General features: G+C 54.3%; 16 protein-coding genes. 10 read left to right on the top strand and 6 right to left on the bottom strand.

Annotation, left to right across the window (positions count from 1 at the left end; translation table 11 throughout):
* Positions 1-114 precede the first annotated feature (114 nt).
* The 4 genes from ACOOFE_RS08050 to ACOOFE_RS08035 are packed head-to-tail and all read right to left on the bottom strand — an operon-like array spanning position 115 to position 3,144.
* A complete protein-coding gene (locus tag ACOOFE_RS08050) occupies positions 115-828 on the bottom strand; it encodes a MotE family protein (protein ID WP_420414479.1) in 714 nt (237 codons plus the stop codon).
* A complete protein-coding gene (locus tag ACOOFE_RS08045; RefSeq protein ID WP_420414478.1) occupies positions 825-1,397 on the bottom strand; it encodes a DUF6468 domain-containing protein in 573 nt (190 codons plus the stop codon). The genes ACOOFE_RS08050 and ACOOFE_RS08045 overlap by 4 nt, the downstream gene beginning before the upstream one ends.
* Positions 1,394-2,629, bottom strand: coding sequence for a flagellar motor switch protein FliM (gene fliM / locus ACOOFE_RS08040; protein WP_420414477.1), 1,236 nt, complete (start codon positions 2,627-2,629; stop codon positions 1,394-1,396). The genes ACOOFE_RS08045 and fliM overlap by 4 nt, the downstream gene beginning before the upstream one ends.
* Before the next feature lie 8 nt (positions 2,630-2,637).
* Positions 2,638-3,144, bottom strand: coding sequence for a flagellar basal body-associated FliL family protein (locus ACOOFE_RS08035; protein WP_420414476.1), 507 nt, complete (start codon positions 3,142-3,144; stop codon positions 2,638-2,640).
* A gap of 280 nt (positions 3,145-3,424) precedes the next feature.
* Between ACOOFE_RS08035 and flgF the strand changes: the two genes are divergently transcribed.
* The 4 genes from flgF to flgH are packed head-to-tail and all read left to right on the top strand — an operon-like array spanning position 3,425 to position 6,717.
* Positions 3,425-4,165, top strand: a complete 741-nt coding sequence (flgF, locus tag ACOOFE_RS08030; protein WP_420414475.1) for a flagellar basal-body rod protein FlgF — start codon at positions 3,425-3,427, stop codon at positions 4,163-4,165.
* Between the two features lie 21 nt (positions 4,166-4,186).
* A complete protein-coding gene (flgG, locus tag ACOOFE_RS08025; protein ID WP_420414474.1) occupies positions 4,187-4,969 on the top strand; it encodes a flagellar basal-body rod protein FlgG in 783 nt (260 codons plus the stop codon).
* Positions 4,970-4,987: 18 nt separating this feature from the next.
* Positions 4,988-5,968, top strand: a complete 981-nt coding sequence (flgA, locus tag ACOOFE_RS08020) for a flagellar basal body P-ring formation chaperone FlgA (RefSeq protein WP_420414473.1) — start codon at positions 4,988-4,990, stop codon at positions 5,966-5,968.
* Positions 5,968-6,717, top strand: coding sequence for a flagellar basal body L-ring protein FlgH (gene flgH, locus ACOOFE_RS08015; protein ID WP_420414472.1), 750 nt, complete (start codon positions 5,968-5,970; stop codon positions 6,715-6,717). Before flgA ends, flgH begins: the two co-directional genes overlap by 1 nt.
* A gap of 243 nt (positions 6,718-6,960) precedes the next feature.
* Here flgH and dksA read toward each other — a convergent pair whose 3' ends face one another.
* Positions 6,961-7,377, bottom strand: a complete 417-nt coding sequence (dksA, locus tag ACOOFE_RS08010) for an RNA polymerase-binding protein DksA (protein WP_141185944.1) — start codon at positions 7,375-7,377, stop codon at positions 6,961-6,963.
* 155 nt (positions 7,378-7,532) lie between these two features.
* A complete protein-coding gene (locus ACOOFE_RS08005) occupies positions 7,533-8,000 on the bottom strand; it encodes a flagellar assembly protein FliX (RefSeq protein WP_420414471.1) in 468 nt (155 codons plus the stop codon).
* 278 nt (positions 8,001-8,278) lie between these two features.
* Between ACOOFE_RS08005 and ACOOFE_RS08000 the strand changes: the two genes are divergently transcribed.
* The 6 genes from ACOOFE_RS08000 (at position 8,279) to ACOOFE_RS07975 (ending at position 14,665) form a co-directional block, all read left to right on the top strand.
* The gene (locus ACOOFE_RS08000; RefSeq protein WP_420414470.1) at positions 8,279-9,424 is read left to right on the top strand and encodes a flagellar basal body P-ring protein FlgI; all 1,146 of its coding nucleotides are present in this window, start codon (positions 8,279-8,281) and stop codon (positions 9,422-9,424) included.
* Positions 9,424-9,735: a rod-binding protein gene (locus ACOOFE_RS07995; protein ID WP_420414469.1), complete on the top strand. Its 312-nt coding sequence runs from the start codon at positions 9,424-9,426 to the stop codon at positions 9,733-9,735. Before ACOOFE_RS08000 ends, ACOOFE_RS07995 begins: the two co-directional genes overlap by 1 nt.
* Positions 9,732-10,226, top strand: coding sequence for a flagellar protein FlgN (locus ACOOFE_RS07990; protein WP_420414468.1), 495 nt, complete (start codon positions 9,732-9,734; stop codon positions 10,224-10,226). Before ACOOFE_RS07995 ends, ACOOFE_RS07990 begins: the two co-directional genes overlap by 4 nt.
* Before the next feature lie 211 nt (positions 10,227-10,437).
* Complete coding sequence (locus tag ACOOFE_RS07985) at positions 10,438-10,872, top strand: flagellar protein FlaG (RefSeq protein ID WP_420414467.1); 435 nt, start codon at positions 10,438-10,440, stop codon at positions 10,870-10,872.
* A gap of 901 nt (positions 10,873-11,773) precedes the next feature.
* Positions 11,774-12,895: a flagellin gene (locus tag ACOOFE_RS07980; RefSeq protein ID WP_420414466.1), complete on the top strand. Its 1,122-nt coding sequence runs from the start codon at positions 11,774-11,776 to the stop codon at positions 12,893-12,895.
* 246 nt (positions 12,896-13,141) lie between these two features.
* Positions 13,142-14,665: a flagellin gene (locus ACOOFE_RS07975; RefSeq protein WP_420414465.1), complete on the top strand. Its 1,524-nt coding sequence runs from the start codon at positions 13,142-13,144 to the stop codon at positions 14,663-14,665.
* Positions 14,666-14,747 lie beyond the last annotated feature (82 nt).

The raw sequence follows: 14,747 nt of genomic DNA, 5'->3' as shown, positions 1-14,747 counted from the left end.
GTCAGGATCTGCCTTGGCAAGTTGTTTCGACCTCGGTTTCTGCCAACACTCTAGTTTTATACAAGTCCCCTTAACGCGCTCTTACGCTGAGTGAAGAGAGCGGACTTTATTCGCTCAGTTGGACGGAATTTTTGGAAGGACCGCACTTGCAGGCGCCTGCGCCTGTTCCTGGACCGGTTCTGGCCGTTCGGAGGACTGACTGGCGATCGCAACGGTTAGCCGCTCGGCAGCATCCGGCGACATTTTCGCCAAAATAGCCGACATTTTTCGGGGCTTCATTTGCCGGACCACTTTCATCAGGATCGGCAGGCTCAGCCTATCGAAAATACGCGCCGCATCTTTCGGCTTCATGTTTTCGTACATGGTCACGAGACCGGCAATTTCGTTTTCTTCCTGCTTCTTCTTCTGCTCAACTGCTGAGTTGATCCGTGCTTCGAGCTGCTTCAATTCCTCAACCCGTTGCTCTATGCGTTCCTCAGTGGCCTGAAGCAGTTTTTCGCGAAGGTCCAGCTGGCCTTCCTGTTTCTGCAGGTTTTGGCGGCGTTTGCCGAGGCTCTCTAGAACTGCACGTTCCGCGGCAGATCCGCCAATTTCGAGGCTGTCCGGCAAGACCGGTTGAGCCGGCGGTGCCACACCGGGAGCCGCGGCGCCCTCTTCAGGCATTGGGGCAGTCTCGGCACCGTCTGCTTCCATTTCGGCGTTTTCTTGAGCGATTGCGCCATTGATTGGCAGGCTGGTGCTGTCCGGACCCATAACGAGGCCTAGAAGTTTCAACCCGAACAGCGCGCTCGCGGCAACGCCCAACAATGGCAACAATCTTACACTCATGCAGCAGCGCCTTTACGCTTGTTGCGGAACTCTTCCAGCCTTGCTGTAGCTTCCGCCGCCGCACTCCGGATATCGGATGCGCGACTGCTCCGTTTACGTTCAGGCTCCACGGCTGGCGCCTGTTGCAGTATCGATGGCTCGGCCGCCACATGCCCGTTGGTATGCGGCGGTGGTGCGGCTTGCGGCTGCGCGGCATAAAGATCGCTCGCAGGCGGCAATTCCCGTTGCTGCGCGGCAGACCGGGCCGCTCCAGCAATTTGCGAGATCCGCGTAAAGACTTTGTCACCTTCGCCGATCTGGTCGGCTAAGGTGTGGGACATGGTTTCTGCTTCCTTAAGACGGCGCCCGAGAGATTTATCCGCTTCCGCTGCGGTGGTCTTCAAACCCAGGATCGCCCGCTCGGCGATTTCCGTGGCCGTCATCAATTCCGAAATGGTCGCCCGGAGCGTTTGTTCGTCTGCCCGAAGCCGCTGGAGACGGCGGTTCAAAATCCAGCAATAGGCGATGGTGATTACAAGAAGGACAGCGACAAGGCCTTCAATAATCAGTCCGATGGGCAAGGACGTCATGGTTGCTCCATTTCGCTCTGCATGGCGCGCTCGAAAGCTGCCAGAGTCATTTTCGGTTTGCGCAAATTCTTTGCGACACGGATGGCAATGGAATCTTCCGTTTTGCCAAGCGTCCCCTCTGTCAAAGGGATGTTTCCACACTTTACGAGTACTGGATCCGTAGGAGAGACGTCGAAAACCAGCGTTTGCCCGACATCCAAGCTGAGCACCCGGCCAAGCGGCAAATACGTTTCGTAAAGCACCGCATCGACCTCAACTTCTGCAGCATGAATTTCTGTCGCCAAATGGCCTTCCCAGATCGGATCCCGGCCGAATTTTTCACCCATGAACATTTGGAGCAGCAGATCACGGATCGGCTCCAAAGTTGCGTAAGGCATCATGATTTCGACCGTCCCGCCCCGGTCTTCCATATCGATACGAAGTTCGACGAGGATCGCAGCGTTCGCTGGACGGGAAATCGCAGCAAAGCGCGGATTGGTCTCTAGACGTTCCAGATTGAAATGGACCGGAGACAGCGGCGCAAAAGCCTGTTCCGCATCCTGCAGAATCAGCTGAACCATTTGCTGGACGAGGTTCGTTTCAATCGTCGTGTAGGGCCGTCCTTCGACCCTGGCAGCCGTAGTTCCACGGCCTCCGCCAAGCAGAACATCGATAATCGAATAAATAAGGCTGGATTCGACCGTGATCATCCCAAAGCCGTCCCACTCTTCGGCCTTGAAAATACCAAGGATCGCCGGCAGAGGGATGGAATTCAGATAATCGCCAAACCGAACGGAACTGATGGCATCAAGAGACACCTCAACGTTGTCGGACGTGAAGTTGCGCAGAGACGTCGTGGTCAACCGCACAAGACGGTCGAACACGATTTCGAGCATTGGCAAACGCTCGTAAGAAACCATAGCGGAGTTAATGAGCGCGCGGATACCGCTCTGATCACCGGCAATGGTGTCTTCAATATTGAAGCCGAGAAGGTTATCGATCTCTTCCTGGTTGAGAACACGGTCCGCACCACGGGTCGCGTTTTCCAGGTCCGGCTCGCTGTCGTCGATCATGGCGGCCCATTGCGCAGCCATATCGTCCGAGCTTCCGGCACCCTGCTCTTCTAGAGCAGCGCCCCAGGCCGCGGCCAGATCATCATCTTCATCGCCGCCGGCGCCCTGCTCAGCCAGAGCAGCACCCCATGCGTCGGCCATATCCTCTTCGGACAGATCGTCTTCGTCGGCGTCAGCCATCTAGATCCTCACTGTACAAGGATTTCCTTGAACAGTACCCCTTCGACTTTTGCCGGATAAACCGACAAATTGATCCGCCTGAGCAATTCTTCCTTCAGACGGAACAGACCAGCAGACCCCTCCAGGTCCGCAGGGCGGAGTTCACGCAAGTAAATCTGAAACGCATCCAGAATCCGTGGCAAAAACGGCTGGATCTGCTCGATCATTGCGCGGTTTTCAACTTCAAGGGCTATGCGGACCTTGAGATAGGTCGTACGGCCCTCAGTCGCCAAATTCACAGTCATTTCCGGCAGATCATAAAAGACCACCGGCTTCTGAACCTCTTGCGGCACCGGACCTTCCCCGGGCGCAGGCGTAGGCGCATCTTCTCCCATCAGGAAGAAATAGGCCCCACCTCCAGCGGCAAGCAGAACGACAAGCCCAATTGCTCCAAAGAGAATGAGTTTTTTCTTACCACCACCGGCGGCGGCTTCTTCCTCGCCTTCTTCTTCGGCTGCGGCGTTCTCGTCGGCCATTATGCTCTCCGCTCTATGCGAGCGCTCGCGCGCGTTTAAATATTACTAAAGTGTTAATGGTTAACGATTGGTTACCACTCCACCTCAGCGAGTCACCGGGCAAAAATTGCCAAGTGGTTAACTTCTGCCGGAATCTCTTGCCGCTTGCATCCTCCCCCTGAAGGTTTTGCCCAGTTTTCCCAAGGATTTAAAAACTGGCACGGGTCCTGCATTAACCTTAACGGGCGCCGATGTCTGGGGAGGCAGACGCGCTCATCGGGGAGCAAAGGAGCCGTTCGATATGGAGAACGCACAGTTAATAGGCCTGTCCCGGCAAACCGCCTTGCGGAACCAGCTGGATGTGGTCGCCAACAATATGGCGAACATAAACACGACAGGATACAAGTCGCAGCGGTTGCTCTTTGAAGAGTATTTGATGCCGGTTGCCGAGGCGACAGAATTTCAAACGCCGGATCATTCGCTGTCTTATGTGCTGGACTATCAGTCAATAACGGATTTCGACACCGGCGCCTTTAAATCAACTGGGAATGACCTGGACCTTGCAATCGAGGGTGACGGGTTTTTCGTGGTTCAGATGGGCGACGGATCGGAAGCTTATACGCGCGACGGGGCTTTTTCTCTGGATGCGACCGGGCAACTTGTTACTGCGGACGGACGGCCGGTTCTGACCACTGGCGGCCCATTGACGATTTCCCGGGAAGACGGCGCTGTTGAGATCGCCAAAGACGGCACGATTTCGACCGAGCAAGGCATCCGCGGAAAAATCCGTGTTGTGACCTTTGAAGATCCGCAAGCGCTGCAGAAAAACGGCGACAATCTCTTTCGCGGTGAAAACCCCGGCATCCCGCAAAAGGTTGGCATAATGCAAGGTGCATTGGAACGTTCAAACGTCCAAGGGGTCTATGAAGTCACCCAGCTGATCGAAATCACCCGCGCTTACGAATCCGTATCGAAGATGCTGAAGAACGTCAACGACTTGCGTCAGCAAGCGATCCAGACGCTCGGCAAACTTGAAGCTTGAGCGCCTTAAGGAGTTAGCAAAATGAGAGCTCTCTACACCGCAGCCACCGGTATGAAGGCGCAAGAGTACAACGTCGAAGTCATTTCGAACAATGTCGCCAACATGCGGACCACCGGCTACAAAAAGCAACGAGCCGACTTTCAGGATCTGCTTTACCAGAACCTTAGACGCATGGGCACCGAAACGTCTGATGCCGGGACGATCGTTCCGACAGGGATCCAGATCGGTACCGGCGTAAAACTGGCCTCGACCGGCCGCGTTATGTCGCAGGGTTCGCTGGAACAGACCGGCAAGGAGCTGGATATCGCTGTTCGGGGAGAAGGCTTTTTTCAGATCCAGCTTCCCGATGGGACGACCGGTTACTCAAGAGACGGCTCTTTTGAACGGGATCAAAACGGGCAACTGGTGACCGTTGACGGTTATAAGCTCGACCCGAACATCACCATTCCGGACAATACGCGAGACTTAACCATTGCTCCGAGCGGAAAGATTCAAGGCATCGATGAGGGAGGCGCCACCGTTGACCTCGGACAAATCCAACTTGCCCGGTTCGTTAACAAAGCCGGCCTGGAAGCAATCGGCGACAATCTGTTTCTAGAGACCGACGCCAGTGGTGCACCACAAACCGGAAACCCGAATGAAGACGGATTTGGCAGCACCCAGCAATTCTTCCTCGAGATGGCCAATGTTGATGCTGTCAATGAAATCGCCGACCTCATATCGGCTCAGCGCGCATATGAAATGAATTCCAAAGTCATTCAGGCCGCGGACCAGATGTACTCAACCACGACCCAAATCCGCTAGTGAGAAAGGCTTAAGTCAATGAAGACCTTACTAATGGCCGCTCTTAGCCTGACCATGGCTGCACTTGCCAACGTATCGGCAGAAGCAAACGAGCGCCCGGTCTTGCGATCGCAGGTCATGACACTTTCGGAAATTGTCACAGTCGGCGATTTCTATTCGAACGCAGGAAGCTTGGCCATGGTCCCGCTGTTCCGCTCGCCGGATATGGGAACATCCGGCAATGTTCCGGCTAGCACAGTGGCAAAACGGGCCCGTGACGCCGGACTTGAAACTGCAGGAACAGATGGACTGCGGACAGTCGTGGTTCACCGGGGCGCAACCAAACTCAACCGACATCAGCTGGAGAACTTGATCCGCCTGGATTTCTCCAAACGTAATGCCAGCCTGGATGGAACCTCCTTAGACATCAAACTGATCCAGGCACCAATGCAGGTTCTGGCAGACCCAAAAGTTCAGGATCCTGTCCGGATTAATCGGATAGATTGGTCACAGGAAACTGGCTATTTCACAGCACATGCAACTGTAGCCGTTGAACACGGCGCTAAACCACTGACGATCACGGGATCTGCAGTGGAGATGATCGAAGTTCTAGCCCTGAGCCAGCCTTTAAAACGCGGCGATATCGTTCAAGAAGCCGACCTGACAACCGTCCGACTTCCCAAATCCAAAGTCATGTCAGCTGCCCTTCATGACGGCAAAGACATCATCGGCAAAGCCGCCCGGGTTAATATGCGCTCCAACCAGCCGCTTTCCCGTAAAGACTTTCAACACCCCATTCTGATTTCCCGCGGTGACAAGGTGACAGTCACCTTCAATCTTGGGGCCATGAAACTCACATCCCGGGCAAAGGCCCTGACCAACGGTGCCAAAGGCGACGTTATTGATGTGATGAACCTTCAATCCCGGCGCATTGTCCCTGCGACGGTATCCTCTCGCGGCCAAGTAATTGTTCATGCCGCCCATGCAGTTGTTGCTAGCCTGAACAATGAGGCCAACTAATGTCTATTTACCGCTGTAATTCACTCTTGGCAGGTATCGCGCTTGCCGCCCTGGTTGCCGGCTGCGGCAGCGCCGACCGGCTGGCAAACGTCGGCAAGCAACCGGCACTCAATGCCATCCAAGATCCGACCACAACGCCGGGATACCGGCCGGTCCAAATGCCAATGCCAGAACCAGTTCAGGCCCACTATAACCCGAATTCTCTATGGCAATCCGGCAGCCGTGCCTTCTTCAAGGACCAACGGGCCAGCCAAGTCGGCGATCTTTTGACTGTGATTGTGTCCATTGATGAAAAAGCCGAGATCGAAAACGACACAGATAGGAGCCGGACTGAGACGAACGGCTCGGGCGTGACCGGCGCCCTCGGCACGGCCATAGACACCATATTCTTGCCCGCAGGTACAACCGCCAGCAATCTTGGCGCAGTCAACAGCAACTCAAGCTTTGCGGGCTCCGGCAAGGTTGACCGTGAGGAAGAGTTAAACACCACTGTCGCTGCCGTGGTCACGCAGGTACTACCCAACGGCAACATGGTCATCGAAGGCCGCCAGGAAATCCGGGTCAACTTCGAAGTACGTGAGCTGATCGTTGCCGGTATTGTCCGTCCGGAAGACATCACATCAAACAACACCATCCAGAGTCAGCAGATCGCCGAAGCGCGGATTGGATATGGCGGCCGCGGCCAAATCACCGACGTCCAGCAACCACGCTACGGCAACCAGGTCCTGGATATCCTCCTGCCCTTCTAATCCGAAAGGCAGCATAGCTCCCCCGGCAGCTTTTGGCTGGTCAGACGTGGTCTGCCTTAAGCTGCTGAACCGGGCACGGCATCTCGCTCCCCGAGTGCCGTGCCCGATTTCTTTTTTGGGAACAGATAGCCTGAGCTTGAGTTAGGCCTGGTAGCCAAACGCATAAAAAAACCTTCCCGAAAACGGGAAGGCTTGAAAAGTCAGTTGGTTTGCATGCCTCGTCAAACCGGCCGTTACTGGAAATCAGTCGTCGCGATACACCTTCTCGCGGCGCTCATGCGCTTCCTGAGCTTCGATCGACAAAGTCGCAATTGGCCGTGCTTCAAGTCTGCGCAAAGAAATCGGTTCGCCAGTTTCTTCACAATAGCCGTAGCTGCCATCCGCGATTCGCTCCAACGCGTCGTCGATCTTGGAGATCAATTTGCGCTGACGGTCACGGGCCCGCAGTTCAATAGACCGGTCAGTCTCTGAAGACGCACGATCGGCCAGATCGGGATGATTTTGACTTTCTTCCTGAAGGTTCGCGAGCGTTTCCGCGCTTTCTTTCAGGATTTCATCTTTCCAGGCTAGCAGCTTGTTTCGAAAGTATTCGCGCTGCCGGTCATTCATGAACGGCTCGTCTTGCGAGGGTCGGTACTCAGACTCAATATCAACCGTCATCTATCGCTCCGGTTTACCGTTATGACGGGCTATATATATAGACGCTTCCCCGCGGGGACAACGGTTCATTTGTGAAAAATAGCCTGTAGAAAAAAGCATATGTTTCAAGCTGTTGCGTAAATTTTAGTCAAATTTGTGGTTAATCCCCAAAACCCTTACGCAGGGGCATCTGGAAATCGGCCAAGCTTTGCAAGCTCGACTTTTACGCGCAGTTCAATTTCTTCCAGCACAGCGTCGACCTTTGGATCACCACTGGTCTGGCGATTGGATACAGTCGCCGCAAGATGCTCCAGCCGATCTTCTGAGACCAGGCCTGCTAACAGATCTGCGCGGATCATTTCCAAACTATCAAGAAGCGAATGCCCGTGGCGCGCTGCTTTTTTGCGGCGGTCGGAGCGTTCATCCACTTCCTGAAGTGCCAGCAAAGCATCAATGCCCTGGATTCCGGCACCGCCGGCTGTTTCATTGGTTTGGGGGAGATCCGTTGCTCCACCCATATCCGGTGTAAATTCTCCACCGGAGGCGCTGCGCTTTTTGGCTCCACGCCCCTGAACACCGCTGAGAGGTTTGTTCCCGGTAATGCGCATCTTGTTTATCCAATCTTTCTGATAGCTGGCCGACACCAAGTTGCTCCAGCTCCTGTCAGATTCTGCCTGAAAGGGTAAATGAGTCCGGGTCAGCAAGGCAATATTTGCCGGGCATCTATTCTTAATGATTAACTCTATTTAGCGAATTTGCGTGGATATGCTCGCCTATTTTCCGCAAACCCCGCAGAATCCAGCCACTCTTAAGTCGCAGCCGGTTTGAACCAGAAACTTGGCACGGCTCTCGCATAATGCATTTGGAACCCAACCGACCATCGGCCACTAAACCCGGCCAATCACATGGATCAGCGTCAAGAATGCGTCACCTGAGCACATATTTCCCAGGCCCAACCGTCCGGTTTGCCCTATTCGCCGCAGCGCTTTTGTGCACGCAGCTTTTGATGACTATCGCAGCAGACGCCTCATCGCGGATCAAAGACATCGCGGACTTCGAAGGCATTCGTGAAAATCAGCTCATCGGGTACGGTCTCGTGGTTGGTCTGAACGGAACCGGCGACTCTTTGAACAACACCCCGTTTACGCAGCAAAGCTTGCAGGCCATGCTGGAACGTCTCGGCGTCAACACGCGGAACAGCGCTCTGAACACCAACACCGTGGCTGCCGTGATGGTGACGGCTAACCTGCCGCCCTTCTCGACCCAAGGAACACGGATCGACGTCAATGTAAGTGCTCTTGGGGATTCTTCATCCCTTCAGGGCGGCACTCTGCTCGTCACCCCCCTCGTTGGCGCCGATGGTGAGGTTTATGCAATCGCGCAGGGGTCTGTCGCCATTGCCGGCTTCACTGCGCAAGGTGATGCAGCGTCAATCACTCAGGGCGTCCCCACAGCCGGACGGATCGCAAATGGTGGTCTCGTTGAACGGGAACTGGAATTCAAACTGGCCTCCTTAACCAACGTGCGACTCGCGCTGCGTAATCCGGACCTAACAACGGCCCGCCGGGTCGCTCTGTCGATCAACGAACTCATCGGCATGCCAACCGCCGAGCCGGTTGATCCGGCGACAGTCCAATTGGAACTACCGCGCCAATATGATGGCAATATCGTCGACCTTCTAACCGACATCGAGCAATTGATCATTGAACCCGATCTGGCAGCAAAAGTTGTTATCAATGAAGCCTCCGGCATCATTGTCATGGGGCAAGATGTGAAGGTCTCTAGGGTGGCCGTCGCCCAGGGCAACCTAACGGTCACGATCGCAGAAACCCCGGAAGTCGTGCAGCCCCTACCCTTTGCCAATGGCGAAACCGCCGTGGTGCCGCGCACAGAATTAAACGTCAACACCGATCCGGATGCCAAACTGGCAATCGTTCCAGGAACAGTAACTTTGAAACAATTGGTGGATGGATTGAACGCATTGGGCATCGGACCGCGCGACATGATCTCAATTCTTCAAGCGATCAAAGCGTCTGGCGCGCTGCAAGCTGAAATCGAGGTGCTGTGATGGATTTGCCACTTGCCCCCTCGCAACCAAGAGCCAATCCTCTTGATGTCCTTCAAGGCGTCGACCGGACCAGCAAAACTGCAGCCCGTGCCGCGGCGGAGGAATTTGAAGCGGTCTTTTTGAACAACATGCTTCAGAATATGTTTACAGGCCTTGAGAACGGCGGCGCCTGGGATGGCGGAACCGGCTCCGATGCCTGGCAAAGCATGTTGGTCGATGAATATGCCCGTACGATTTCAGCTGCCGGCGGCGTTGGAATCGCAGATAGTGTAGAACGTGAATTGCTTGCTTTGCAGGAAGGCGCCCAATGACCGCACAACCAAATTCCAACACGCTTCCCTTTTCCCTGGAGCGCCCGGCAAGCAAACAGGATGCGGAAACTTTTTGCTCGGCCCTTTCCAGCACTATGGAAGCGCTTCTGTCTGTCATTGAGATGGAAACGGATCTGGTGCGCGCCGGCAAACTGAAAGACGCCGGAGAATTGCAGGCAGACAAAGCCAGGCTCATACATGAATACACCCGCGGCATGATGACCGCGAAGGACCATGCAATAGCTCTTGGCAACCTCGCGCCGGCGGCCACTCAGTCTTTACGGCGCCAGCATGGCGAATTTCAGCCGGTCTTGCGTATCAATCTGGCGGTTTTAGCAACGGCCCGGGAAGTAACCAATAACATTGTCTCGTCGGTCGCAAAGGCAGTTGGCGCCCAAAACGCCAACGCACCAACCACTTACGGCCGGACCGGCACCGCCCCAAATGGCCCAAAATCTGCGCAGGGCATTGCTGTCAATCAGTCCTTGTAAGACCGCTACCGGTCCTATTGGCAGACTTGCGGAGGGCTTGTTTTCCTGCCGACATTCGTTGGTGCAATGCAACCGAATACGAATCAGGAACAACTACAAAAAGATAAATTCACACCCTTAAATTCCTAACCATTCGGTTAACGGAAAATTCATTCCCTTACGTTATTTTGCCAAGATCGGGTCAATGTACGAAGTAACCCGGAGGGCAAAAATGGATACCGCATTAGTCCGGCCTCCATCGCCGACATATACGGCGATTACGCCGGTTACACGGGCCCCGGACAAAGATAAACCGGCAACATCGACAGATTTGCCGGCCGAGGAAACTGTTAGACCAACAGGAGACTCAACCGGAACACAAAGGTCCGCAAACTACGAGCAAAACCGCAAGCCGGATGATGAACCCAATCAATCCGCGCTAGAGCGGTATACGCCTGCCATTACCCGGCAGAACGTGATCGATCCGGAAAGCGAAAGCCTGATTTACGTGGCAACCGACACGGAAACAGGCGAAGTTGTCCGGCAGATTCCGAGCGAAACCTTGCTACGGCTGCGCGCCTACAGCGAAACGGTCCAGGCTCACCGCAATCAGATCGATGCTCTGCGCACAGGAGAAAATCCGGACGCCGTCCAACGCACCGCCTAGGTAGCGTAGGCCGGCACCGGTACAATCGAACTTTATTTTCCCAGCCTCCGCTGGCCGCCGCCGCGGTTTATCAAGATTTTCGATTGTGATGGACCTCGACCTGAGAGGTTTAGCAAGTGCGGCTCCCGCAAATCGGCCACACAAAAAAACGACTTTCGCGCCCCCTTCCCTCAAGTCTCGTACTGGACAAACCAGGCCCAATAGATCAGTTGCGCAAGATATGTCTCTGGCACTTGCAACTGCCGCCTCAGCGAAGGCCAGGCCCGACCAACGTACATCAATTGAGATCAAACCTACCGCTATTTAGCGCGGATACTAGAATCCCTACCCGTGCCTCTCTCTACGGGAGTAGGTGATTAGATAACATTGCGGCCTCGTTTATCGCTAAACCAACTCCGCCAATTGCCGATCCGCGCAGAAATAAGTCCGGGCGGGCTCTATCCCTGGTCCTAAACTCAGTAGATGTGTGCCAGCCATCCAGCAAAGCCTACCAAATCAGCGCCTGCCTTGCCTCTGTTTCATTGGGGCAAAGATCCCCTCTTACCCGGCAGTCATAACGTCTCCCGCACTCCAAATGGATTGGCGGTTCCCCTAGTTGTTGAAGCCCCTCTCCGCTTCAACCAATCGAACAGAAAGAGTGGCCCCTCGGCGCGGTACCCTTTATGCGGCGCCCGATAAATTGCCGCGGCTCCTTCCCTCGATATCTGCCGGCTTTGGGTCAGCATCCAGCAAAAACAGCTGAACATCGGCCACTTTTGCCGCAAAGTGATCGTAACATCTTGTTAAGGTTAATTTTCGCTAACCGTATTTTTTACATTGTCATTAATACCTATAGTCTTTCTTGGTCGGTGATCCCCAGGACGGGAATCTTGTTTTGCGTTTTTCCAAGGAAGGAAAAGAAATGTCCGACATCACCCTCACCAACGCCGTCCGCGCCAACCTCAACACTTTGACCGCGACTGCGGACATGATGTCCCAGGTTCAGAACAAGCTGGCGACCGGCAAGAAGGTGAACTCCGCCCTCGACAATCCGAACTCGTTTTTCACGGCAAAAGGCCTGGAAAACCGGGCAAGCGACCTCGGTACCTTGCTTGACGACATGGGTCAGGGCGTCCAGACGCTGAAAGCAGCAGACAAAGGTATTTCGGCGATCTCGGATCTGGTCGACGCCGCAAAGGCAAAGGCCAATCAGGCGTTGCAGACCTCGGATAAAGCTCAGCGTGCCCAATACGCCAAAGAATACAACGATCTCCTCGGCCAGATGGAAGACTTGGCAAAGGACTCCAGCTACAAGGGCAAGAACCTTTTGGCTGGTACCGGCAATGATCTGTCAGTCACCTTTAACGAAGACGGTTCGTCGTCATTGTCTATCAAAGCGGTCGACTACACAGACACTTCCGCAGGTCTCGGATTGAGCGATGTTGACACCACCGCAACCACAGGCACCGCATCTTTGTCGGTTGCGACAGCTGGCGCGACGGGGGGCGTTAACCTGGTTTCAGCTGGTCTTTACGCTGCCGGTGATACGCTAAGTATCACGGATAAAAACGGAGACGCGGTGGGATCGGTCACGATTACCGGCTCACATACTCTGACCTCGCTTGCATCAGACATCAACGGTCTGACTGGCGTAACTTCCGCATACTCCGGCGGTAAAGTCACGATTGCTGGCGAAGGCCTTCAGATAGCTAAGAACGGCACTGATACTGCAATGGCAGGGTCAATCAGTGACTTTGACACTGACGCCAAAATCGAGGCTGCATTGTCTTCTTTGAAAGGCGCTCAAGACAGTCTCCGGGCGCAAGCGTCAACTTTCGGCACAAACCTGTCCATCGTGGAAAACCGGCAGGATTTCACCACCTCCCTGATCAACACGCTTCAGGAAGGTGCCGGTGAATTGACCCTGGCGGACACCAATGTGGAGGGTGCGAACCTTCTGGCGTTGCAGACCCAGCAGCAGCTGGCGTCGACTTCCCTGTCCATGGCCTCGCAGGCCTCTCAGAACGTGCTCCGGCTGTTCTAAGTAATTTTAACAATACCTCATCGGGCGTTCAATCAGCGTCGATTAAACGCCCGATGATCTAGAATATTGAAACTATATATATTTCAAGCGACGGGGTGTAACTCCGGCGTCCACACGTGTTTACCTTACGTTATCCATAACAGCCATTAACCATGTTTCTTTAGATTCCATTTCCAGATTCAGCCTTTGATGGTGCCCTGTCCCAGGAAGGGACTGTGTATCTCGTGTTCCTAGAAAGGAAACAAAATGGCTGACATTACTCTGTCAAGCGCGGTTCGTAATAACCTCAACACTCTCCAGCAGACTGCTTCCTTTATGTCCGATGTCCAGAACAAACTGGCCACCGGTAAGAAGGTGAATTCAGCTCTGGACAATCCAAGCAACTTCTTCACCGCTTCCGGTCTCCAGTCCCGTGCAAACGATCTGGGCACCCTGCTTGATGATATGGGCCAGTCGGTTCAGACCATTAAAGCAGCTGATGAAGGTATCACAGCCATCACCAAGCTGGTTGAATCTGCAAAAGCGAAAGCCAATCAGGCTTTGCAATCGCAGAGCCAGTATGAGCGGAAAGAATTTGCGGCTCAGTATAATGAACTGCTGACCCAGATCGAGGACGTTGCGAAAGACTCCAGCTACAAAGGTAAAAACCTGTTGGCTGGTACCGGTAACGATCTGCGGGCTGTCTTCAACGAAGATTCCACGTCCAAACTGGATGTCTCCGCTGTTGACTACACCGACACCACCCTGTCCACCGGCCTGAACCTGTCGGATCTGACCGAAGGCAAAGGCGGCGCAACTGCGTTCAACCTTTCCGGTGGCAAAACAACCATCACCCTCACCGGTGCAGATGGTTCTCTGAACTCCAGCTCTACATTGAGCGAATCGACAGCGATTTCGACAACGACAACGCTGCAATTCGTCGACAATGCAGCCTCCGGCACCCCGACGGTAATCACGGGTACCCAAGTGACAGCTGGCGCGACCGTTCAGGACCTCGTCAACTCTTTCAACGCGGTTGAAGGTGTGCGTGCGGAGTTTGATGAAAGCAATGGCGAGCTGACCATCTACAGCAACGAAGATCTCTTGATCAACGACACTGCGGCTGCGTCTGTTTCTGTTGCTTTGACCATCGGCGCTGCGGGTAGTGTCAATGCCTCCGCACTGACATCGGGTTCAACACTCACAGACAGTGGCTCGTTTAAAGTTGGCGATACCATCACCTTGACGGACGGCAACAACTACGAGCTGGGCTCCTTTGAGATTGAAGCGACATCCACAGTTGATGATCTCAACAACTTCATCAACGATTTCAATGGTGTCTCCTCCTCGTTCTCGTCCGGCCGGATCAGCGTCACCTCTGACACTGACCTGACCATCAACAGTAAACGTGATGGGTCCAACAACACCGACTTTGCGAGTGAGGACTTCGCGGCGACAACCAACGGCTCATTCAGCATTGCTGCATTGGCCGACTCCGGTTTTGCCACGGACAACGACATCAACCGGACCATCGGCAAGCTGAACAATGCTCTTGGAAACCTGAGAACCCAGGCTTCCTCGTTTGGTACCAACCTGTCCATCGTGGAAAACCGTCAGGACTTCACCAAGAACCTGATCAACACGCTGGAAGAAGGTGCTGGCAAGCTGACACTGGCCGATACCAACGAAGAAGGTGCAAACCTCCTGGCATTGCAGACTCGTCAGAGCCTGGCCTCGACGTCCCTGTCCTTCGCATCTCAGGCAGACCAGAACGTTCTGCGTCTCTTCTAAGACAGAAAGTCTTACACGATCAGGAAAAGGCGGGCCCAGGCCCGCCTTTTTCTTTTTTGTTTTCAAACTCAGTCTTCATTTT

Source organism: Roseibium sp., from assembly GCF_965216085.1.
GTDB lineage: Bacteria > Pseudomonadota > Alphaproteobacteria > Rhizobiales > Stappiaceae > Roseibium.
This window is presented reverse-complemented; position numbering and strand designations above follow the sequence as displayed.